Genomic DNA, 23,793 nt, shown 5'->3' on the forward strand with positions numbered 1-23,793 from the left:
CTCCTGGTTTCAGGTGGTGACACAAACCGAACGCACCGCCACTTCGGGTCGGGTGAGGGCCAGTTCCTGCAGGGTGGCTGGCGCCAGTGCGATGTCGCTGGCGATGCCTGCACCGGCGCGGATCACCGCAACCAGCAGCACCACCGTGTTGTTCTTCAGGCCGCCGAGGTTGAGGTCGAAACTGGCTACGCCCGCGTGCAGCGGGTCGAGCGTCTGGCCGCCCAGGGCCACGCGGCGCGTGGCGTTGGTGGTGCCCACGAAACTCCAGCCCGCGCCGAAGGCCTGCGCGGTGCTGCCAGTGGCCGAATTGAGCACCTCGTTCACCGCGGCCGTCCACGGCACCGGACCGCTGAACCAGGTTGCCGGGTTGTCCGGTTTGGCGCGGTTCTTGGTCTTGGGATCGATCCACTTCAGCAGCGTCACGCGTACGTCGCCGCCGTCGCGCGCATCGAGCCCGCGGTGGTGCACGACGATGTCGACTTTCGCCGGCCCGCGCTTGAGCGTGCACGACGTCCGGGCGAGCTCGCCTTCGCGCAGCTCCGGCGTCAGTTCGAGCAGGTCGTCTTCGGTCGGCACCACGGTGTCCCAGGCCTCGGCGGTGGCGTGCGGCGGCTTCATGTGCAGGTTCCAGAACGCCTTGGTGATCTGCACGAGCCGGAACTCCGGCGTCGCCGACGGCACCGCCGCGACGGTCACGGTGGGCACGGCGTGGTCGCGCAGCACTTCGCTGAAGTACGCGTCCCAGACGCCGTTGGCGAAGATGCGCGGATCCTTGGTACTGGAACGCAGCGCCGCCTGGAAGCGCCGCAATGGCTCCGTGGTTCCGGGGAAGGTGCCGCGCCGCCAGGGTAGCGAGATGGGCGCGGCCACGGCGGCCGGTGCCCGCCGCGGCCGCACGTCGGGGCTGCCATGCCAGGATCGGTCGGTGGTGAGGTCGCGCTGTTTTTCGATGGCGCGCGGGCGGTGGCGCAGGTCGTCGTCGTGCGCGCGCACATAGGTGAGATCCTGCACGTCGGCCACGTCGAGCCGCAGTTCCCACACACCGCGCGACGCGATGGCCGCGCGCAGCAGCACCAGGCCGTTGTCGCTGAAGATCGCCAGGTCTTCCACCGCCGCCTCGGGCAGGCCGTTGACCTTCTGGGCCCACGCCCAGGTCGGGGCGTTGGCGCCGTGGTCGGTGCGCACGCCGCGCCACACACCCACTGTGGTGCCGACCCAGACCTCCGACGCAAAGTCCGGATTGCAGGCGATCGAAAGCACCGGGGCCGGCACGCCGTTCGGATCCATGCGCAGGCCAGTCGGGTGCCACTTGTCGGTGCCGTCGAACCACCACAGCGTGTCTGCATTGGCGATGCTTGCGTTGCCGATGGTGCCGACGTAGAGCGCACCGAGCGTGCCGCGCTGCGCCGGCGGGTCGCCTGCAGCGGGCGGTGCGTCCAGGTTGACCGCGATGTCCGTCCACACCGCGGCGTCGAGCAGCGACGGCGGGGCCGGCGGGCGCTTCTTGACCTTGCCGCTGGGGGAGTAGCCGGCCGGCATGACATCCCGGGAAGTCCAGGTTCCGGGACCACCGGCGTTGTGCGAGCCCGCCGTGCGCTCGTAGCGCCGCAGCCGCTGGTTGCACAGCACCCAGGCCACGTCGGGGCTTTGCCAGCGGCAGACGGTGATGGGCTGGCCGATGCCGTCTTGCGCCGTGTTGCCGGGCAGCGGGTCGGTGGCGGTCGGCAGCGTCACCCAGCTGACGCCGAAGTCGTCGGAATACCAGAGGCGGCGGGTGCCGATCAGCGTCTGGCTGAAGCCGGGCGTGATGGCCGGCGGCGAGGCGCGCACATGGGCGATGCACGCCGGCATGGAGTAGAAAGCCGCAATGTCGCTCTCGGCTTTCACCAGCGTGCCGGCACGGATCAGGGGGCCGGTGCCACCGGTTGCATCGACGTTCCAGTTGCCCTGCACGTACTGCGACATCGAGTGGTCGGGGCTGGCGGCGTCCATGACCACACCGCCGCCGTCGCCCATGAACTTCATCTTCCACACCCCGCTGGACACGCGCGTCACCACGCCGTTGTCCTGCAGCCCGGCGATGAGGTGGCCTTCGCAGCGTGGATGGCCCGCGACGTAGTTCGACTCGCTGATCGACAGTCCCCGGTTGCAGGCGTAGAAGCCGGCCGGCCGCGTGGGCCGGTCGGACCGGAAGACGCCGCCGTCGCAGCCCGTCCACAGCCGCGCGCCGCCGTTGCTGTACGCCAGCGCATGCACGTCCGGGTGCACGCCCACGCCGATCATCGTGTAGGGCGTCGCAGCGAGGCCATAGGTCAGCACGCCCGCGTTGCCAGGGTCGGGCGCGACTTCGGCGACCACGATGGAGGCGTTGTATTGCACCTGCGTGCCGTCGAGGGTGAAGTCCTCCAGGTAGCTGCCGGCCAGCGCCACGCGGTTGGCGTTGGCGGGGTCGACGGCAATGGCAATGTCGTAGAAGCCCTGGTCGCGCAGCACGTCGGGCACGCCGACCACGCCATGCGCGACGGGCGGCGTTCCGGCGGCCGGATTGGTCACGCGGAACAGCGCGGCGGTGCCGACATCGCCCTGGTCGCCGAGCACCCACACCTGCGTCGGCGGCGTGGCGGCGGCCAGGCTGGCCCGGCCGTCGGTGTAGAAAAAGGGCGATGCGGCATCGACCTCCACCGGCTTGAATTCGTCCGCGACCGCATCGCGCACCCACAGGCCGACCTTCGTGCCGTCCTTCACCCACACCCAGCAACGCGCCGGGCTGGCGCCGTTTGCCGGCGTCCACAGCAGGTCGGTGCAGGCGGTGTCCAGCGCATCGAAGGGCGCGGAAGCCGGGCGCTCCCAGTTGATGTTCGCGCCGGGTGCCGCCGGGCGCTGGTACAGGCCGGTGAGCGTGGCTGCGAGCACGATGCTGCCGCTGGGCTCGCGCACGATGCTGTAGATGCCGTTGTTGACGAGGTTGGGCGCTTCGCGGACCCACGGGTCGGGGGCAACCGATTTCACCGGCTTGTCGCCCACCAGGATGCCGACGCCGCCTTCGGAATCGCCGGGCTCGGCGGTCATCTCGCTGCTGACTTCGCCGGTACCGAGAAACACCAGGTCGTCGCCCTCGGCGGTGCCGAATTCGACATGCAGCGCGCCACAGGCGTTGCGCTGCGCCGGCCGCAGGATGCCGGCCGTGTTGGTCGATGCGAGGCCGGCGACCGAGACCCAGCTGGCGCCGCCGTCCTTCGAGTACCAGACGCCGCCGTTGGCCGAAGCGGCATAGAGGCGCAGGCCGGCTTCGTGCACGCAGAGCGCGTTGACGCGCCCACTCACGCGCGGGTTGCCTTCGGCCTGCCCGCCCAGCACGGTGGCCGGGCCGAGTTGCTGCCACAGGTGCTGGCGGCCACTGGCGGGCGCGAAAGGCCCGGGCGCAGCGCCCGCGGGGCGGCGCACCGGCGGCGGTGCGGTGGCGCGGCTGGTGCGCAGCGCGGTGTCGAGGTCGAGCCCGTTGCGTCGACGTGCGTTGAAGCGCGCACGGCCGGCCGGGTCATCGCCTTCACCCTCGTCCCGTTGTCCCGCCGGCGCGACCGGCCAGTCGTAGCGGCTCATGGTGCGGCCCCTCCGGGTTTGTCGGGCGCCACGCGAATCCAGCCCTCGCGCAGCTCGGCCGGCGTGTTCGGCAGCAGCGCGGTCTGCGTGGCGGCCAGGATCGCGTCGGTGCGCCAGGTGGCCGGGGTGTCGCGCCACAGGAAGTTCTGGTTCTTGCCGAACACCGACACCTTGGGCAGGCGCACCTGGCCTTCGGTGTCGAGGTCGGTTTCCACCAGCACGGGCCCTGTGCGCAGCGACGGCGCAATCGCCGCCAGCCCCGGGCCGACCCAGTCGCGTGCCAGCGCGAGCGCCTTGCGCGGCAGCAGGCCCGACGTCAGCGAGGCCTTGCCGGCCGGGTGCATGAAAATCGTCAGCGTCACGGTCTGGCCGATGTGCAGCAGCAGCGTGTCGGCATCGTCGCTGCCGGCAATGTACGGATGGGTGATCGAGGCCTTCGGCGGCATGCCGGTGACGCTCGCGTACAGGCCGAGCTGGCCGCGGCTGCGCCCGCTCTCGGTGGCGCTGCCGGCAATCGCCTTGTCGACCAGCCGGAAGTGCGCATAGTCGTCGTCGACGAAGAAGCCGAGCACGCCGTCGTCGCTGCGCGTCAGTTCGCCGATGCGCACCGGGAACGCATGGCGCGCGGCGCCGCGCTCGGCATCGGCCCATTCCTGCGCCCGCTGCGGGTCGGACAGGTCGATGTCGTCGGGCGGCTTGAGTTCGAGCCGCAGCTGGGCCCGCACCACCGCGACCGGCCGGCCCACCAGCCCGGCGACGTGTTCGCTGCCGAGGGCCGCGAAGGTGTCGACCGTCCAGAGCGTGGTGTCGATCGCGCGCAGCAGTGCCGACAGGGCCGACTCCGGGCCGGCATCGGGTTCGAGCGGCGCGCCGCCGCGTCCGGCCGCATCGGCGGCGACCAGCCCTGCGGCGAAGCGCCCGAGCGCCTGCTGCGCGGGCGCAAGGCCGTACAGCGGCCCCGAATCGGCCGGGCCTTCGCGGCCCGCGGCGATCTCCCACATCACGCCGCCGCTGACCGGTTCGTGCAGCAGCTCGCCGATCGGCGCGCCATCGATGCCGAACAGCTCGAGGCTTTCGTCCAGGTGGTCGGGCATCACGAAGCCGGCGACAGGGTTCACCTGCAGCGTGGTGTCGATCTGGTCGATGCGCGCCTCCACGCCTTCGGTGCCCACAGTGGTCGATGCGTCTACCAGCCGGAACTGCCAGCGCGAAGGCCGGAGCAGCCGCGGCGCGACGGTCATTGCGTTCGGTCGTGTCGGCAGGATGTTGCGGGTCGGCGTGGCCACGGTCGCCACCGGCACGTCGAGCGTGCGCCCGAACACGTCGAGCAGGCGCGCACGCGCCAGCTGGATGCAGCCGGCCAGCACGCTGCGCGGCGCCGCGGTCGGTGCCGGGTTGCCGACGGTGCTTCCGTCGCCGGGCCGACGCAGCCCGTCGCTTACGGCGAAGCCGAGCAACTGGGTGCGCACGCCATCGAGCGCCGCCGTCACCACGTCGAGGTTGCGCACTGCTTCATCGAGCGTGCTGAACGCGTCCTCCGTGGCCTGGTCGACCAGGCCCGCGCCGGCGTCGTCGAGTGCGTCCTCGCGCTTGAGCCAGTCGGTGATGGCGTCGTGCAGCGTGCCGGCCGCGCCGGTGGTGAGCTGTGCGCGGCCACGCAGCGTGGCGCTGTCGCCGTCGAACACGGTGCCCGCTGATTCGAGATCGATCGCGCCGAGTTGCCAGGCCGCCAGCGTCGGTGGGTCGAGCCCTTCGACCTTGAGTTCCCATTCCAGCCACATCGGCACCCACGGCTGGGCCCAGGTCGTGACGCCGACCAGATCGGGGTCGACGCCCTTGTAGAGCGAGAACTTGCGCACCTCGTCGGCGAGCATGGTCTGCTGCTGGCGCATGCCGGGCTCGACCGGCTTCTGCGCGGCAGCGGCCTGCCGGCGCCGGGCCTGCGGCGTTCTCGCGAGCGTGGGATGGAACGCGACGGTGGCGCCGTCATAGGTGCCGTCGTGGCCGAAGCGCAGCACCGATTCGGCCTTGAGCCGGCTGAAGATCGCGCCGCGCTCTGCTTTGGACGGCGTCACCGCATCGGCGATCCAGTCGTCGTGGTACGGGTCGTGCAGCAACGCCTCGCGCGCCAGCATCAGCACCTCGCCGGGCACGGCGCCGTTGCCGAGCGAACGGATGAAGCGGTCTTTGGCAATCACGCCGCTGATCTCCTGGATCACGTGGGTCGGCCAGCGGCAGGTGAGCTTGCCGTCGGCGGAGCCGCGGCCGTCGTTGCCGTGGCGCAGGCTGCGCGCGGCGCCGCGGATCGCCACCATCGGCTCGTCGGCGAAGGTGAAGCGCGCGGCCGGGCGGTTCACCACGCGCGCCTCGGTCGGTGCCAGCACCTCGCCCACGCGCGAACGCGCCACGTCGTTCACCATCGCCGCAGTGGCCTTGACCAGCGTGGGCTTGCCCTTGCTTGCGAACAACGTGGTGCCGCTCGCGCCCTTGGTGGCTTGCGGCGCGCCGTCGAAGGATCGCTTCGACCCGGCCGACGCCACAGCCGCGTCGCGGTGCTTGCCGACCTTGAGCCCGCCGGCGCCGCCGGTCTGCACGCGCTGCAGGTAGCGGTCGTTGCCCGCCGACCCGGCCGGCAACGACGAGAACGCGGCGGCGTGCTCGTGCTCTTCCAGTTCCACCAGCCCGTCGGCCGAGGCCAGCCGGTTCACCTTCTGCGCGGTGAAGGCGGCCAGCAGCCGTTCGGAGGTGCGGCGCTGTTCCGCCGTGGCCTGTGGCACGGCGGCCAGGGCAGCGAGCAGGTCGTCGTCGTGCTGGCCGAGCGCCACGCGCAGTTGCGCCGCGTCCGGGCGCCGGTCGACCGGCGCCTTGCCGGCCACCGGCACGCCGTAGATCGCGCCGTGCAGCAGGGAAGAGCGCAGCTGCCAGGCCGGTGCCACGAAACGCTTCGCCGCATCGCTCGCGAAGGTGGAGGCCGCCGTCAGCGTCTGCTGCTCCATGAAGGTCTTGTCGATCGGCACGTGCGGCTGCGCCGGTGCGGCCGCCGCCGCGGCGGCTGCTGCCACGCCGGTGCGCTTGACCGCGGCGGCCTGCACCGGGCGCTTGCTCGACCAGCGCTCCTCGGTCGTCAGGCCCAAGGCGCGGCGCAACTCGAACTGCGCGCGCTCCTGCTGCAGGGCCCACTGCTCGTCGCCCCATTCGGCCAGCAAACGCCAGCGCATGCGGTCGAGCAATTCGTGCAGGCTGCCCTTGCTGCGCGCCGCATCGAGCGGGTCTCGTGCCGGGTCGCTCCACCAGCCGGACACGACGTAGGCCGCGCAGTCTTCGTCGACCCCGCCGGGCGCGAGCGTGACGATGTCGTCCAGCGGATCGTGAAAGGCAAAGCGGTTCTGCACCGCGTCGTACACCGCCGCCCAGCTCACCGCGCCGCCAACGGTGCCGGTGAGCTGATCCTTCTCGAGCGCCACGCCGAGCGGCACGGCGCCCGGGTGGCTGCCTTCCGTCCAGCTGCCGAGCGGCAGTGCGATCGCGCGGTCGGCTTCGAGCACCCAGCCGGTCAGCACCGCGTCGGTGCCGCCGCGCGGCAGCACGATGCGCAGTACCACCCAGCGGTCCGGCAGCACTGGCAGCGCGAGCCGGTTGGCGCTGCCGTCGGCGCGCCGGTCGAAGCTGCCGCGCAGCAGCGCATCGGGCATGGCCCAGTGCAGGTGGACGCCGGGTGCGCGCGGCGTGCCTTCGGTGAACGGGTCGGGCATGCCGTCTTCGGGGTTGCTCACGCCCACACCGTTGGCGCCGGCCAGCAGCATCGGCAGCCGCACCATCTTTTCGGTGGTGCCCTTCTCGACGTAGAGCGCCTGCACGTCCATCGGCACCAGCAGGCGGTGCTCGCGCAGCAGGTATTTGTCCCAGGTGGAGATTTCGCGCACGTCGAGCTGCGCGCGGTCGGCGGCCAGAAAGCGCTTGCCGCGCGTGAGTTCGCGCACGGTGCCGGCATCGAGCTTGACGCGATCGATCATGGGTTCACCCCGTTCACTTTCGCGGCCACGGTGCTCTTCCACGCGACCAGCGAGACGGTCGCCTTGAACTGGTCGAGCCCGTAGAACTTCTTGCCTTCCAGATCCTTCGGGTCGCCGAACACCTGCCGGTAGGGAAACCGCAGCATCTGCAGCGCGTACTCGTTCGGCTCCAGCGCGCCGTTGGCATTCGGCGCCCTGGCGGCGAGACGCTTGCGCAACTCGGCCAGGTTGATCACGCCCGGTGCATTGCGGCGGAACGGCACGTCGACCGAGTTGGCGGCGGTAATGTCGCTTTCCGGCGGCACCGGGTTGCCGTTGGCGTTGTCGCGCATCTGCACCTTGGCGCTGCGCTGGGCGGGCGGCGCGTCGGTGTCGAAGCGCACGCCGAACTGGATGCCCTGGCGCGGCTCCTCGATGTGCACCACGGCCGGCACGCCGTCGAACAGCACCAGCAGCACCGCGGGCGCCAGGCGCTCCATGCGCAGCACCTTCATGCGGTCGGGGTCGGACTCGGCCACGGTGGTGAGCTCGTCGTCCTTCAGCAGGTCGCGCGAATAGGCGCGCACGTGCAGGTTGGGCCAGCCCGAGACCGCGCGCGAGCGCAGGATGAAGCCGGTGATGGTGCCGCCCGCATCCGCCAGCCGCTTCTCGCCGCGCGGCGTGCGAACCGTGCGTTCGGTCTCGTCGACGTCGTCGCGGATGTGCGGGTACACGGCCTCCAGTTGGGCGCGGTCGGCGCTGCTGATGGTGCCGACGCTCAACGCACCCTGCACCAGTGCGTCGGTCCACGCGCGGTCGATGTAGAAGAAGCGGATCGACTCGATCGGCAGCAGGTCGGCGTCGGGCACCAGGTAGCTGAAGGGCACGCCGTGCAGCAGGCGCAGCCGCGCCAGGAAGCGGCGCAGCTCGCCCGGCACCACGTGGTCGCCGTCGGCCGGGTCGTGGTCGGTGACGATGCCCGCGTAGTTCATCGAGGCGGCCTTGGCCGCGTCGAGCGCGATGGCGGCATTCATGAAGTTTTTCATGGCGCGTCCTCCTCTTCGCTGTCGGCCTGCGCCTCGGCGCCGGCGATCAATGCATCGAGCGCATCGGGCGGCGGCGCCGCCCGCGCGGCCGCCGCGGCGCGCGCGCCGGCCCGCACCGGCGGCGCGGCCACCTTCGGCGGCATCGCGACGCCGAGTGCATGGTCGAGTTCGCTGCGCAACGCGTTGCGCAGGCCGGCCACGGCCTTGGTGTCGAAGCGGATGCCGCCGTCTTCGCTGGCCACCGGTGCGCGCGCCTGCGCGATGGCCGCGAGCAGGCCGATCTGGTCGCCGGTCTTGCGGATCACTTCCAGATCGATGCCGAGCCCGGCCGCGATCAGCACATCGAGCTCGCCCTTCACCGCGATCTCGCGGCCCGGGTCGGCGATCGGCCGGCGCGGGCCGATGATCTTGTCGGGGTTCTTCACCATCTCGCCGATCGCCTCGAGCGCGACGAAGCGGCCGAGGTCGATGCGCACGCCCGACGGTTCCGGCATCGCGTAGGGCAGTGCCTGCATCAGCAGCTCGCGCACGCGCCCGGCTCCGAACTGTTCACTGCGAAAACGCATCAGCGCCGACACCACGGAGAGTTGCGACAGGCCGAGCAGCCGGCCGATCTCGAAGGCGGCGGCGAGCGCGAGATCCTCGCGGCCGTCGGGCACGATGCGGCGCAGCTGATCGGCCGAATGCGCGAGCGGCGGCAGGCCGCTTCCGGCCGCCGCGTCGCGTGTGGTGGGGAAGGGCACGCAGGGCCCGCGGTACCAGGCGCGCACCGGGTCGCCGCGCCGCGTGCGGTGGCCGAGGCCGATGTGCCCGGTCTGCACCACTTCCGGCCCGGGCCCGGCGGCGGGTGCGGCATTGGCCGACGCGGGTTCGGGCACCGTGCCGAGCAGGCCGACGTCCAGATCCTGCATCAGGGTTTCGAAGGTGGCGCCTTCGTTGGTGGTGAACGACCAGTGCGCGAGCACCGGGAAGCGCAGCACCTTTTCGATCGCGAAGGTTTCGATCGGAAAGCGGAAGCCGCGTCCCATCGTGTCGCGCACCAGCTTCTTCGCATCGGGGTCGAGCGCGACGGCCTTCACCGCATCGCTCGCATTCGCCCATTGCTTGCCGACCGTGCCCTGCGTCATGGTCTGCGCGCCATCGAGCGCGACGCCGACCTTGGGCGACGCATGCGCGGTCTGCTGCAGCGCGAGCGGCGCTCGCGCCCGGCCGGGTGCCGCGTCGCCCAGCACGCTGGCACCCGGCAGCACCACGTTGCCGAGGCCGACACCGCCCATCACGCGCGGATCGGGCCCGATGCCGGCGTCGATTTCGGCCAGTACCGACCAGTCCTGTGCCAGCGCGTATTCGAAGTGGTTCAGGAACGGCTCCGGCGGCGGCAGCGCGGCAAGCTGGCCTTCGAGGTTCACCAGGCAGGCCATGTAGCGCACCGGCACGTTCTTCGCGGCGTCGAACACCGGCAACCGGTTGGCCAGCACCACGGCGAGCCAGCCGTCGTCGTCGCCGTTGGCCAGCTCGGTGTCGTTGACGTCGACCTCGCGCACATGCGTCAGCAGCGCCAGGTCTTCAAGGCACGGAAAGATCTTCTTCACCACCGTCTCGGTCACCGCGAGATAGAGGCCCTGGTCGACGTCCTTGTCCTGTGCGTCCAGCAGCGTGGTGCCGGCGGTGACGCATTGCGCCACCGCCGTGGCCGTGGACAGCTGCGCTTCGCCCTCGGCCACCACCACCAGCGCAAGCCAGGGCGTGGGGGAGGGCTGCACCAGCCCCGCGGGGTTGCGCTCCCAGGGCAGGGTGCGGCGCTTGAGCACGATCTGCGGCAGGCGGTCGCCGAACGCGCCTTCGGCATTGGCCGGCGGAAAGGTCGACAGGATCTGGTCTGTCGGCATCACATATCGCGGCGCGGCCACCGTCACGTGCGTGTGCTCCGGCGCCACGGCGAAGGGCAGGCCGGTCTGCTCGCTGACCAGTTCATAGGCGCCTGCCGTGAGCGGCGGCATGACGTTCGAATGCAGCACGAAATGTCCGGTCTTGGGCATCAGCGGTGCCCTCCCTTCTTGCGCCTGCTCGGCGGGTTGGTGCCGACGGCGGCGAGCGGCCGGCCGCTGGCGAGTGCGCGCGCCTGGTGGCGCTCGGTGGACGAGCGCACCGGGCCGAGCCATGCGAGGCGGCTGGCCGGCGCGTCCTTGGCCGGCGCCGCGGCAAAGGGGCGCAGCGCTGCGTCGAGCCCGCGCGCCGAGATCGCCGCAATGGCGCCGGTCGCGTCGAGCTGCGACGAGCCCATCACGCCGACCAGCGACCAGCCCGCTTCGCTGGCGATCGTGACCACCACCGGGCCGCTTCCGTCGGGCACGATGTCATAGGCCAGCACGCTGCGGTTTTCCATGGCGAGCAGCACCGGGGCCAGCGCTTCGCCGGCCGCGTCCTGCCGGCGCTCGGCGCCGTCCAGGCCCATCAGCAACTGGCGCGCGCCGGCCGCATCGCCGAACGCTGCCGGGTCGTCGAGCACGATGACCACGCTGCGGGGCGCCTGCGTGAAGGTGGTGCTGACGGTGCTCACGCCGCGTGCGAGTTCGGCACCGCCGACCCAGCCCGCATCGAGCCGTTCGCGGTGCAGCGCCAACGTGTCGCCGTTCGAACGCACCACGCAGCCCGGCGCCACCGCGCTCGACCAGCCGGCGTAGGGCAGTTGCATGCCCGCATGCCAGCCGGCCAGCCCGGCTTCGATCGCAGCACCCGCCTGAGTGCTCTGGCCGATGGCCACGATGCGCTCGGTGCCGGCGCCGATCTCGATGCTGCCTTGCTTGCCGGACACGTCGGGGCCGACCATCGCGTCGGCCAGCAGCTTGCCGCCGAGGCCCAGCAACACCACGCGCGCCGGTGCACCGCTTACGCCCAGGCGTGGACGCTCGCCGCCGAGCGCGGCATCGGCCTTGGCATTGGGCAGCTTCAGTACCACCGTCTGGCCCGGCAGCAGGCTGGCGCCGGGCTGGCCGGTGGCCGCGCGCGCGCTGCGCGGGCTGGCCGCCAGCGCCGCCGTGAAGTCGCCGAGCAACGCGGTGGAAGCGCCGCTGCGCGCCACCACGGCCGGCGCCGCATGCCCGATCGCCGTGACCGGCACAGCGACTGCGCCGATCACCGTCTTGACCTTGTCGGTGCGCACCGCCTGCGGCTCGGCGAGCACCAGCCGCGCCGCGATCGAACGGCTGCGTTCGGCTTCGACCGAGGCGAAGCTCGGCGGCGCCACGCGCCAGGCCTTGGCCGAGCCCTTGACCGTGGTGCGCACGGCCGACGCGACGCGCAGATCCACCGTGGCGCCCGACATGAAGCCGACCGCAACCGGCGCATCCACGAAGTGGTCGTAGACCTTGGTGCCGGGCGTGGCGCCGACGGCCGGCGCCACCGTCGCCGGATCGGTCTGCAGCCCTTCGGCCAGCGTGCCCAGCAGCGGCGGTGCCTGGCGCTCGCCGCGCAACGACGCCATCGCCGTCGGCGTGGCCGCAAGAAAGCTTCTGGCCTGCTGGAACGCGGCCGCCACCGTGGCCGGTGCGGTGATCAGGCCGGCGACGGCCTGCGCCTGGCTCTTGAGCAGGCTCACGTCGACGCTGCGGCGCGAGAAGGGCAGCGGCTTGCGCTTGCCCGCGACCACCTGGTAGTACGGGATTTCCGGCCCGCCGCCGGACGGCGTGGCGCGCGAGACAAGGTCGAGCTCGTTGAGCGCCTCGATCATCTCGGCCTTCGGCACCTTGCGGTTGTCTGCGTCCTGCGGCGGCCCCCAGATGCCGACCGGGAAGCTGCCGAACGGCCGCGCCGTGGCCACGAACGGGAACGGCTGCGTGGCGCCGGCGCGCTTCCAGGTGAGCTGGATGACCGGCTGCAGGTTCTGCGCATCCATCGGCGCCACGCCGAGCGCGCGGCTGGCCGCATGCGGCGTGGTCGCACCGGCGGCGGCCTGCACCCGCGTGACGCTGGTGGCCGGCACCGTGCTGGTAAAGGTCAGGCCGAACTCGACCACCACCACAAGCGGCCGCGCGGCGGAGCCGTCGGGTGTCGAATCCTCGCCCTTGGCCGGCAGCGTGCCGAACGAGGTCATGAGCGCATGCGCCAGCGCGCCGCCGTCGCCGGCCTCGAGGTACTTGTCGATAAAGGCCGGGGCCGACAGCGGCTGCTTCTGGGCCTGGTCGGAGCCGCCGAACTCGACGGTGAGCTCGATCGGCCCGACTTCGAACGTGGCCTTGCCGTGGAAGTCGGGGCCGGTCACCTCGATCCGCGCGCCGATGCTGATCGAGATGGTGACCTCGCCGAAGATCCAGGTGTCGATCGTTACGCCCGCGGCGATGCGCGCATAGGCGTCGACGTCGTAGTGGAACGGGTCGAAGTAGACGATGCCGTTGGCGCCGAACTTCACCTCGGCCCAGGCCGGGCCGAAGCTGGCCGAGGCTTCGAAATCGCCGCCGGCCATCAACGCCTCGGAGGTCAGCGCGAAGTAGCTGCCGGACTTGATGACGATGTTGTCGCTGACGCTCCAGCGCATGCCGAGCCGCGGCACCTGCGGATAGCCGTCCCGGTGGAAGTCCGGGTGGTAGCCGCCGAGCGTCAGCACGAATTCGCCCTTGTGCTCGCCCTTGAACCAGATCACGTAGGCGAAGCCGCCGGTGAGCTTGATGTCCGGGTACAGCAGCCACGAGTTGTCGGTGAGCTGGCCCTGCACCCACAACACGCCTTCGCTGCTCGAGAAGCGCACCATCAGCGCCAGTTCGATCGACACCAGCGCCACCTGCGGCCGCGGCAGCGCCATGCGGGCCAGGCCCAGCAGGTTGATGTCGAGCCCGTCGCCGATCTCCACCGCCACGACCGCGATGCCGTCGACCAGCGCGAAGCTGTTGAACGACAGGCCTGCGGCGAACCAGAAGGTGCCCTTCTCCATCGGGAAGTAATCGCCCAGCTTGCGCAGCTGCGTCATCGGATCCTGCGGCTGCGCGGCGATGTCGAGCGCCTGGATCAGCGGGTAGTCGCCAAAGCGCGAGAGGTCGGTCGGCACCACCAGCTTGCGGTTGATGCCAAAGCCGCCGCCAATGCCCGTGAGGAAGAACGCGGGCGGCCCGCCGATCGGCCCGTTGACCGCGCCGACCGCGAAGAAGGCGGTGAACTTCTGGCCGGCGACGGTGCCTTCACCGTAGCCGCCAAAGATCGTGATGCCGTAGACGCCGAAGCGGCCCAGCAGCATGCCGAGGTACTCGATGCCCACGGGCGTCTGCTGCTTGAGCAGGCCGCCCGCGATCGACACGCCGGCCATGTTGGCCGACACCGCCAGGCCCGCCAGGTCGACCGCCCAGTTGTTGGGGTTGAAGAAGTCGCCGTTGGTCGTGAGGTAGGTGATCTGCAGGTCGTCGACCGCGCAGGTCAGGCCGAACATCGACACCGAACCGTCCATCAGCAGCGAGACGCGCTCGACGCGGCCGGCCGGCATGGTCGCGCCGAAGCCGATCTGCTCGAGGTAGAGCGGGCCGAAACCTTTCTGGATCGCGATCCACCACGGCCCGTCGCCGTCGCCCGCGCGCAGCGTCACGTGCACCGGCTGGTTGTCATGCTTCTGAATTGCGAGCGCAGGCGAGAAGGCCGGTTGCGGCGGCTTCGGGCCGGTGTCGCGCATGATGCCCTGCGCGATGCCATTGTCGCCCTTGGCGCCGCCGGCCGACACCGCCAGGTTAGAGAACTGCAGCTGCACGCCGCCGCTGCGCGCGCCGCCGCCGTCGATCTTTGCGAACGCATGCAGCGCGATCGATTCGAGCGTGATGCCGGCGTCGAGCAGCGGGCCCGAGTTCTTGCCGATGCGCAGGCCTACGCCGTTGACCGTGAGGCTCGGCGTGAAGCGCAGCGGCAGCGTGTCGGGCAGGAAGCCGACGAACAGGCCGCCGTTGCCGGGCGGGTTGTTTTCGATCCACGCGTCATCGTTCTCCAGCCACAGCATCACGTTGCCGTTGACCAGCGGGAAGCGCTTCGCCAGCCCGGCCTGCAGGCCGATCGTGCCGCCGGACTTGGTGAACGAGACCGTGAAGCCGTCGATGGTGATCGCGATGCCGGCGCCGGCGATGTTGCCGAACAGCTTGTGGATGCGCGCCAGCAGGGTGGTCGGGTCGAACATGCCGTTGACCAGTTGCGTCGGGTTGGCCTGGTCGCGCAGCACCACGCCGCGCATCATGTTGCGCACGTTGGTGGCGCCCACGGGGGTGTCGAGCAGCTGCGTCACGGCCGGCTGCGCCATGGCCACGCCGGCCACCAGGTCGGCCACCACCTCGACGATGCGCAGCGCCACCTTGGTCGGGTCGACGCTGTCGAGGCCGCTGACGACCGGGCCGTCGCTCGCGACCAGCGCGAACTGGTGCGCGTCGAGCAGCCAGCGGATCGCGAAGCGGTGCGTGTCGTCGACCGCCATGCCGATCGCCACGCGCGGGCCGCCCACCAGGGCGTTGCCGGCAACGATGGTGATGAAGGGTCGCAGTTCGACGCCGCCCGCATCGATCTGCGCCGGGCCTGCGGTGACGCTGAGTTCCTCGATGCCGGTCGCCGCCAGCGAGAGAGTGAAGCTGATGTGCTCGATGCCCGGCACCACGATGTCGTTGCCGCTCAACGCCACTGCGCCGCTCGCAGGGCTCCACGCCAGCGCGAAGCCGCCGATGGCAACGGTCAGCGTGTTGGCGTTCGCGGTGGCCGCGACGCCTGCCGGCATGAAGTTGTCGAGCAGGGGGGCGATCGTCGTGAGGCCGGTCGATACGATCGACGGCAGCGCGAGCACGAGCTGGCCGGTCGGGTCGAGCGCCCAGTCGTGCAACGCCGTTGCGTCGAACTTCTTCGGTGCGCCGCTGCGCAATGCCAGCGCGTCGCCGACCGTACCGACGAGTTGCCCGACCGTGCCATTGATGCCGGCGAGCTGGTCGAGCAGAAAGGGCAGCGCCGCTTCGGCCGCCGCCGCCAGCGAGCCGAGGCCGGCGAAGGGCACCAGCGGGATGTCGGCGCCGGAGGCAGGGCGCACGAAGACTTCGATGCCGCCCGTGCCCAGGCGCGCATGCACGGCTTGCCGGCCCGAAGCAGCGCCGGTGAGGCCGACGTGCAGTTGCAGGCCCAGGGTCGGCGGGCCGGCGCTGCCGAGCGTGAGGCTGGCGCCGAACCCGGCGGCCAGCCGTGCTGCCACGCCGGCCGGCGGCGCCCAGGCTCCGGGGTCGACATCGAGCGCCAGCCGCGCGCCGGCCGCGGCGGGTGCAACGCTGAACGTGATGCCGCTGCCCAGCACCAGCGGCGAGCCCGCCGCGCCGGCCACGCCCAGCAACGGCCGCAACGCCTCGAACAGCGCCTGGATGCGCGCCGGGTTGGCGCCGAGCGAACCGGCACTGCGCAGCCAGCCGGCCGGGTCGGCCAGCAGCCCGGCCAGCGGGCGGATCGCGCGCTGCGCGTCGCCGGCCGCGCCCGCCAGCAGGCCGAAGGCATCGAGTGCGGCGTCGATCACCGGACGCGCCGCTTCGTCGGCCTGGCGCATCAGTTCGAGCGCCGCGTGGCCGCCGAGACTGGGCGCGCTGCGCGCCACCGCGCGGGCGATCGCCTGCGCATCGGGGTTCGGCCAGAGCGCCACGGTGTCGGTCGCGCCGCCGGACTGGTGCCACTGCAGCGATACCTGCAGCGGCTGCAGCGCGAGCACCAGGTTGAGCGCGCCGGCAGGCTGGGTCGGCGTGTCGGCGCCAAAGCGCAATTCACCACCCAGCCCGGCGGGCGACGCGGTGAGGTCGGCATGCCAGCCGAAGCGGCCGCTGGCGTTGCCGCCGCCCTGCACGCGCACCGCGCGTGCGGCCAGGTCGACGCTGTCGCCGAGCGGCCCGAGGAGCACCGCGACCGCTTCGGACAATTCGGCGCCGGCCACTGCCATGCGCTGCCGCAACAGGCCGCCCGGGTCGTGCAGCAACTGGTCGAGCGCGTCGCCTGCGAGGCCGCCCGTGGGGCTGGTGAGGCCGAGTGCGGACAGCAGCGAATCGAGCGCCAGCGATGCGATGCCCGCCGCGTCGGCACCGATGCGCTGCACCGCGGTGGCCAGCAGCACGCGCGCTTCGGGCAGCAGCGGCACGGCACCCGGCCCGGTGCCGAGTACCAGCCGCTCCCACGACTGGCCGAACACGCGTGCGTCGTGCAGCGTGACGGTGGCCGTGCCGGTGCTGACGCCGTCGAGCGGCAACGCGATGTCGGCCGTCACGCAGCGCAGTTCGAGCTCGGGCGTGGCGCTGAGCCAGCCGAGCCGGTCGCCAACGCGCAGCTGCACGCGCAACTGGCGGGTGGTGTCGATGCCGGCGGTGATCTTGTCAAACGAGAACAGCGTGAGCAGGGCGCTGCCGCTGATCGACAGGGCGCCGCTGGTGGTGGGGGCGAGCACCAGCCGCAGCCCGGCCTGCACGCCGGTGGGTTCCGGCAAGGGGGTGGCCGCGCGGCTGCGTGCGCGCTGCGCCAGGCCCGCCGCGACGATGGCGGTGAGGGCCCGCGCGATCCGGCTTGCCGGCACAGCGCCGAACACGGCGGTCACGGCAAGGCCGGCACGCGGCGGCGCGGGGGCGACGGCGGGCGGCCGGAGTTCGGCCGCAGGGTCGGCCCGGTCGACCAGTTCCATCATCGCGCCGACCAGGCCGCGGCCGAGCGCGAGGTCTTCGTCGTCGGGCTCTTCGTCGGCCGTCGGCGCGGGCGGCAGCAGACGGTGGAGCAACCGCAGCGCATCGGCGGTCGGCTGGGTGGTGAGCGCGGTCAGCGCGATCGGCGCCAGCGGCGTGCCCAGCGTGACCAGATCGGTGACCGCCCCCTGCGCCTGCGCCACCAGGCGCGCGGCATGCCCGGCGCCGTCGAGCGCGACCAGCGCGATGTCGTTGCTGACGCCGGCCAGCGCATCGAGCACGCGCGCCAGCCGGGCGGCCTGCTCCGGCGTGCCGTCGGTGGCGCTGCCGGTGGCCAGGCAATCGGCGCGGCTGCCGAGCGCGACGAACCAGTCGCCCACCGCAGCGGTGGGCACGGCGAACATCGCGGCGTCGAGGCGCGGCGTGGCGAGGTCGATGCGGCGGCCGGCCGGTGCATCGGGCCAGGCCGTGCTGCCGAGCGCGACGTAGACCGTGGTGGTCGGGATGCGGCCGGTCAGGTCTTCCAGGTCGAGCTGGCCGAACAGCTGGCCGGCTGCAAAGCCCGCCAGATCGATCGTCACGCCGGTGGGCGGCGTGGCGGGCGCCACGATGCGGCCATCGCCCCCTACCCAGCGCTGCGCCAGTGCGGCGAGGCCGGCGGCGACGTCGCGCGCTTCCACCAGTTCGCGCACGTCGGCGGCCACGCGCGCCTCCTCCGCCAGGGCGGCCGCGAGCGCGGCGGGCGAGAGCCCCGGGTCGCCCGGACGCCAATTGCGCAGCGGCTCGGGTGCACGCGTCAGGCGCGGCTCCAGCCCGGCGGGCGGGAACCATACGGCCAGGTTCGGCAGCCCGTCGGCGAGCGCCAGGCGGTACGGGTCGTCGGGATGCCCGCTGCCTTCGATGAAGCCGCGGTTCGGGCCTGCGCCCGCGAAAAGGTCGGCCAGCAGCGCAAGGGCTTCAGGCCCCGCATCGGTCAGTGCGAGGCGCGGCAGCCAGCCGCGCAGCGCCTGCGCTGGATCGCCGACCAGGTCGGCCAGCCGCAGTCGTGCGCTGCTGTCGGCGATGCCGGCGGTCGAGGGCAGCTCGGTCGTCCAGCCGAGCGCCGCGACGGTGTCGCCGAAAAAGCCGCCGAGCAATTCGCCGAGATAGCCGACCAGCGCCTCGACGCCATCCCAGGCCGCGGGCGGCAGCGTGACGCTGCCGTCGGCGGCGATCACCGGCAGCGCGATCGGCATGCTCAGATTGCCGGTGGCGAGGTGCAGGTCGGGCGCGCTCACACTGGCCGCGAGGCCGCCGGCCGGCGTCCAGCCCAGCCGCAGGCCGACGCCGCGTGCCGTCAGCGCCGTGCCGCTGCCGAGCGCGAGCGTGACGCGCGGCGGGTTGACACCGCGCTCGCGCGCCGAGAGCACGCCTTCGACGCCGGGAAGCAGGCTGGCGCTGCGGGCCTGCAGGTCGATTTCGGCGAGCGTGGCGGCGATGCGGGTCTCGATCACCGTGCAGCGCTGGCCCAGCGTGTCGACGCTGGTGGCCACGGCCAGGCCGATGGTGAGCACCGGGCCGTCGGCATGGAACTCGAGTGCCAGCGGGCCGACCAGTGGCACGCGCCACGGGTCGAGCGCGATGCCGGTGCCCAGGATGGCCGAGGCTGCGGAGCCCGCATCGGCCAGCGCGTTGCGCAGTTCGGCCAGCACGGTCGCAGCCGCATTGCCAGCGGCCGCGACCAGCGCGCGCCAGTAGCCGGCAATGGCCGCCAGCGGGTCGGCCATGAGGGCCGGCAGCGTCACTGCGGCGACGCCCGCGGGCGCGTCCAGCCCGATCAGCAGGCGTACCGCCGGCAGCGCGCCGCCGAGGTTGCCGAGCAACTGGGCGGCGACATCGCCGACGGTGTTGCCGACCGCATCCATCACCGCATCGGGCGAGGTCAGATCCAGCGTGGGGTAGTTGTGCGCGCCCAGCACCACGCCGTCGGCGGCTAGCACGAAGTTCAGATGCCGATCGCCATCGAGCGCGAAGCCGATGCGCAGCGTGTCGGCTCGCGCGACCGGCGGGCCGGCGACATCGAGCACGCGCTGTCCGTTGACGGGTCGGCCGGCCGCGGCCCACAAGCCGAACTGCGGCAGGGCCTTCGCCGCACCGGTGACGAGGTCGACCTCGAACAGGTCGGCCCGCGCCTCCACGCGTTTCGTCGCGTCGCCCAGTTCGATGCCGAGCGTCGGGGTCAGCCGGGTGTTGCCGCTTGGGCCGGTGTCGACGCGCAGGCCCAGCGTCAGGTTGATAGTCGGGCCCGGCGCGCCGCCGAGCTGGAACGCCACCGCCTCGCCCTGCGGCTCGCCGCCCAGCAGCGTGGCGAGGTAGCCCATCCAGACGCTGCGGCTGGCCGGCGTGGTGATCAGCCCGTGCAGCCAGGCGGCGATGGCCTGCACGCCCTGGGTCGGCAGGGCGGTGATCGGAAAGTCGGGAATCGCGTCGCCGCTCTTCAGGCCGAGCAGGCCGCCCACGGCGGCGATGACCGAGCCGGCCGCGGCACTGTCGGCCTGCGCCTTGACCAGCGCGAGCACCAGGTCGAGCAGCGCGTCGTCGAGTTCGTCGAGCCCGTCGGCCGCGACGCGGAGGTCGCGCGGGCTGGTGGCGCCGGGCAACTGGAAACCGGTGAGGCTGAGCCCGAACACCGGGTCGACCGGGTCGTTCGGGGCGGTGGGCAGGTCGATGTCGATGCCGATCGCGCCCAGCCGCGCCTGGCCTGGCACCGGCGCTGCGGCATCGACCGTGATCGAGGTGGCGAGCCGGATGCGTCCGCCGGTCGAGCCGAGCAGCAGCGCCTGGGCCGGCGTCACGTTCGGACCGTTGCCCTTCTTCGTGCGGAACAGCGGCACGGCGAGCGAACTGGTCGAGGCCGGGTTGGCGGTGTGCACCGCGATGCCGATGCCGATGTGCAGGCCGTCAGGCTGCGACTCGTCGACCGTGACGGCGATCGTCAAATCCGGGTCGTCGAGGTGCACGATCGGCAGCCACACCACGCCGCGCGGGTCGGTCGTGCGGTCGGCGCCGCCCATCGCGTCGTCGACGAAGGCGATCAGCGCGTCGCGCTGCGCCTGGTTGGCCAGCATGGTCTTGAGCGAGGCTTCGGGGTTGCCGAACCAGCCCGGGTTCGGCTCGCCCTCCGGCGTGAAGACGCCCAGCGCCTTGGCCAGGTTGCCGAGCACGCCGAGGTCGTCGCTCGCGAAGCTCATGGCGCGACTCTCAGTTTCAAGCCGCTCGCACCGGCAAAGCGGTGCCGCGCCATCGGCACGATCTGCAGGCCGCGCTTCGACGCGGTGAGCTCGACCGGCACCAGCACGTTGCCGCGCGCGTCCTTGCCCAGCGCGCCGGCGATGCCGCTCACCATGCCCACCACGCCCTGCCAGGCCAAGGCGACCAGCGCTTCACCCCATGTCTCGACGATCAGCGCCGGGCCGTTGGGGCGGCGGTAGGTGGAGGCGTAGAGGCCGGAGGGCTCCTTGTCGGATCCGACGGCGAACACCACCTCGATCACGGCGTCGCCGGTCTGGTCGCAGCGCACCGGCAGGGTGACGCGGATCAGCCCGTCCGCGAGTTGCACCTGCGGCCCGGTCAGGCTTACTGCGAGTTCGTTCTCGCCTTCGACCCAGACCACCTCGGTGCGTTTGCTGGGGCGGTACAGGCCGCCCGCGCGCCGCACCGCGACCCGAAAGAACTCGGAGGCCTGCTTGTCCTCGAGCGAAACCGGTTTGAAGATTTCGCCTTCGGCCATCGACTTCGGCGCTGCCGCAAGCCGGTCGGCGCGGCGCTCGGCCGCGACGAAACGCAAATACTCTGGCGCAACACCATCCGTCATGGTTCGGAACCCTTCAGGCAACTGTTTCGCGAGAGCCCACCGCTCGCGTCGGTGGCAGCTCAGCTGTTGCGCATGAAGCGCGACTTGATCGCGCTGCCGGCCCAGCTCACCACGAGCCAGGTCAGCAGGAATGCACCCGTTTCAAGCATGAAGCTGTGGAACTTGTAGAACATTTCGGCCACGCCGAACGAGAGCAGAAGCGGCACCGCCTCGTCGACCAGTGCGCGCTTGACACCGGCGTTTCGGATGAGTGTGTACATCTTCTTTTTTTCCGGGGGTGGTCAATGCGGCGCGAGCTTACGCGCCTGCCCAATGCGTCACAAGCACGCCGATGGCCGTATAACTTGTGAAATAGTTCACACAAATGGGCTTTCCGGGGGGCGAGGGTCCGGCATACCGGGCTGACGGCCACCTGAACGGCCCGCTCGCGATAATCGGCGCACTTTCAAGGAGATTGCGTGGATATCGTTTTGCTGGCCAAGGCCGCGATCATGGGCATCGTCGAAGGCCTGACGGAGTTCTTGCCGATCTCGTCGACCGGGCATCTGATCCTGGCGGGCGCGCTGCTCGGCTTCGACGACGACAAGGCCAAGGTGTTCGACATCGCGATCCAGACCGGCGCGATCTTCGCGGTGATCCTGGTCTATTGGCAGAAGATCCACTCGACCGTGGTCGCGCTGCCGCGCCAGCCGAAGGCGCGGCGCCTGGCGCTCAACATCCTGATCGGCTTTCTGCCGGCGGTGGTGCTGGGCCTGCTGTTCGGCAAGATGATCAAGGCGCACCTGTTCACGCCAGTGGTGGTCGCCACCACCTTCATCGTGGGCGGCTTCATCATCCTGTGGGCCGAGCGGCGGCCGCCGGGCTCTGTGCGCATCGAGCATGTCGACGATATGACGCCATGGGACGCCCTCAAGGTCGGCGTGGTGCAATGCTTTGCGATGATCCCCGGCACCAGCCGCAGCGGCTCGACCATCATCGGCGGCATGCTGCTCGGGCTGAGCCGCCAGGCCGCAACCGATTTCTCGTTTTTCCTCGCGATCCCGACCTTGATCGGCGCGGGCGTGTACAGCCTCTACAAAGAGCGCGCGCTACTCTCGGCGGCCGACATACCGCTGTTCGCGGTCGGCCTGGCGTTTTCTTTCATCAGCGCATGGCTGTGCGTGCGCTGGTTGCTCCGGTACATCAGCACCCACGATTTCGTGCCGTTCGCCTGGTACCGCATTGCGTTCGGCATCGTGGTGCTGGCCACCGCCTGGAGCGGGCTGGTGGTCTGGGCTGAATAGCCGGCGACGGAGGGACGCAGGCGCCGGCGAAACGGCGCTAGTGGGCGGGGCCTTCGATCCAGCTCTTGTAGTCCTTGTCGACGAACAGCACCCAGAGCGACAGTACAAGGACGACCACACCCGTCACGAAAGCGCTGAGCATGGCGTTGCGCGTCGCGGTGAAGCCGAGCACCACCGGCGATGCGATCAGCACAAACCCGAGCGCGGCTTCGGTCCACTCTTCCCAGGCACGCGGTACCAGCGTCGCGCCCAGTGCCGCAGCGGCCAGCGCCACGCCGATCACCACGGTGGCCGCCATCGCGACGGTATCGCCGGTGAACCCGAGCGCCCAGGGCGAGGCGATCAACCACAGCGCCAGCAGTACGTTTACCGGGTCTTGCCAGTGTTTGACTGGCGTCATTGGCTTGAGTAGCTTCATACACACACTTTCTGCCGTCGAAAAAGCAACGCACCGACGACAAGCTTTCGACCGGATTGCGCGCGACTTGGTTCCGGTGCGCCCGTTGCCAGCTGCCCCGGTCAAATCAGCTTTTCTTCGGGCGTCGAGATCTTGCGCAGCGGGCTGTGCCGCGTTGCCGGCATCTTGAGCGGATGCTCGGTAACGGCGTCGTCCCAAACCGGGTCTTCGATGCTGTCGAACACCTCGCGCAGCTTCTGGCCCCAGCTGTTGTGCATCATCCGGTAGTAGGGGTTCTCGGCGTCGATGCAGATCACCTTGTCGGTCTGCAGGCGATTCGCCTCGTACACCACCAGGTCGAGCGGCAGGCCGACCGAGAGGTTCGATTTCATGGTCGAGTCCATCGACACCAGCGCGCACTTGGCGGCTTCGTCGAGCGGCGTTTCGGGCGTCAGCACGCGGTCGAGCACGGGCTTGCCGTATTTCGATTCGCCGACCTGGAAGTAGGGCGTTTCGGTGGTCGCCTCGATGAAGTTGCCGGCCGAGTAGACCAGGAACAGGCGCATGCCTTCGCCCTTGACCTGCCCGCCGAAGATGAAGGACACGTTGAAGTCGAGGCCCGCATGCTTGAGCGCCTCGGCATCGCGGTCGTACACATGGCGCACCGCCGAGCCGAGCACGCGCGCGGCGTCGAACATGCTTTTTGCGTTCCAGATCGTCATGGGTGCACTGTCTTCGCTTTCGCGCAGCTCTTCGATCTGCAGGATCTCGCGCACCGACTGCGAGATGCTCAGGTTGCCGGCCGACAGCAGCACCATGACGCGGTCGCCCGGCTGCTCGTAGCAGATCATCTTGCGGAAGGTGCTGATGTGATCGACGCCGGCGTTGGTGCGGGAGTCGGACAGGAACACCAGGCCGGCGTTGAGTTTGATGCCTACGCAATAAGTCATGAATTTCGTTCTGGTTCTGCGGTGCCG

The 23,793-nt window shown here is 71.1% G+C and carries 10 protein-coding genes; 1 reads left to right on the forward strand and 9 read right to left on the reverse strand.

Annotated features, from left to right (window positions below):
- Nucleotides 1-9 precede the first annotated feature (9 nt).
- From ACSFA8_RS19040 to ACSFA8_RS19070, 7 genes are read right to left on the reverse strand one after another with little or no spacing between them, the layout of a single operon-like run.
- Entirely contained in the window at nucleotides 10-3,600 is a 3,591-nt protein-coding gene (locus ACSFA8_RS19040; RefSeq protein ID WP_435481040.1) for a hypothetical protein, read from the reverse strand.
- Nucleotides 3,597-7,613, reverse strand: a complete 4,017-nt coding sequence (locus ACSFA8_RS19045) for a hypothetical protein (RefSeq protein ID WP_435481041.1) — start codon at nucleotides 7,611-7,613, stop codon at nucleotides 3,597-3,599. Before ACSFA8_RS19045 ends, ACSFA8_RS19040 begins: the two co-directional genes overlap by 4 nt.
- Nucleotides 7,610-8,638 (reverse strand): hypothetical protein, encoded by a 1,029-nt coding sequence (locus ACSFA8_RS19050; RefSeq protein WP_435481042.1) that lies wholly within the window; start codon nucleotides 8,636-8,638, stop codon nucleotides 7,610-7,612. Before ACSFA8_RS19050 ends, ACSFA8_RS19045 begins: the two co-directional genes overlap by 4 nt.
- Complete coding sequence (locus ACSFA8_RS19055) at nucleotides 8,635-10,677, reverse strand: hypothetical protein (RefSeq protein ID WP_435481043.1); 2,043 nt, start codon at nucleotides 10,675-10,677, stop codon at nucleotides 8,635-8,637. The genes ACSFA8_RS19050 and ACSFA8_RS19055 overlap by 4 nt, the downstream gene beginning before the upstream one ends.
- Complete coding sequence (locus ACSFA8_RS19060; protein WP_435481044.1) at nucleotides 10,677-20,513, reverse strand: DUF6603 domain-containing protein; 9,837 nt, start codon at nucleotides 20,511-20,513, stop codon at nucleotides 10,677-10,679. The genes ACSFA8_RS19055 and ACSFA8_RS19060 overlap by 1 nt, the downstream gene beginning before the upstream one ends.
- On the reverse strand, nucleotides 20,510-21,136 hold the full coding sequence (locus ACSFA8_RS19065; protein ID WP_435481045.1) for a hypothetical protein: 627 nt from the start codon (nucleotides 21,134-21,136) through the stop codon (nucleotides 20,510-20,512). Before ACSFA8_RS19065 ends, ACSFA8_RS19060 begins: the two co-directional genes overlap by 4 nt.
- 59 nt (nucleotides 21,137-21,195) lie before the next feature.
- Nucleotides 21,196-21,396: a hypothetical protein gene (locus ACSFA8_RS19070; protein WP_435481046.1), complete on the reverse strand. Its 201-nt coding sequence runs from the start codon at nucleotides 21,394-21,396 to the stop codon at nucleotides 21,196-21,198.
- A gap of 198 nt (nucleotides 21,397-21,594) precedes the next feature.
- On the opposite strand from ACSFA8_RS19070, the gene ACSFA8_RS19075 reads away from it, so the two are divergent.
- Complete coding sequence (locus ACSFA8_RS19075) at nucleotides 21,595-22,419, forward strand: undecaprenyl-diphosphate phosphatase (RefSeq protein ID WP_435481047.1); 825 nt, start codon at nucleotides 21,595-21,597, stop codon at nucleotides 22,417-22,419.
- A 37-nt stretch (nucleotides 22,420-22,456) separates the two neighbouring features.
- Here ACSFA8_RS19075 and ACSFA8_RS19080 read toward each other — a convergent pair whose 3' ends face one another.
- Together ACSFA8_RS19080 and ACSFA8_RS19085 are read right to left on the reverse strand one after the other, a co-directional pair.
- Entirely contained in the window at nucleotides 22,457-22,819 is a 363-nt protein-coding gene (locus ACSFA8_RS19080; protein WP_435481048.1) for an SPW repeat protein, read from the reverse strand.
- Nucleotides 22,820-22,938: 119 nt separating this feature from the next.
- Nucleotides 22,939-23,766 carry a proteasome-type protease gene (locus tag ACSFA8_RS19085; RefSeq protein WP_435481049.1) on the reverse strand — a complete coding sequence of 276 codons (828 nt, stop codon included), beginning with the start codon at nucleotides 23,764-23,766 and terminating at the stop codon, nucleotides 22,939-22,941.
- Between the last annotated feature and the right edge of the window lie 27 nt (nucleotides 23,767-23,793).

Source organism: Variovorax nitratireducens (assembly GCF_051216545.1).
In the GTDB taxonomy this organism is placed as follows: Bacteria; Pseudomonadota; Gammaproteobacteria; order Burkholderiales; family Burkholderiaceae_C; genus Variovorax.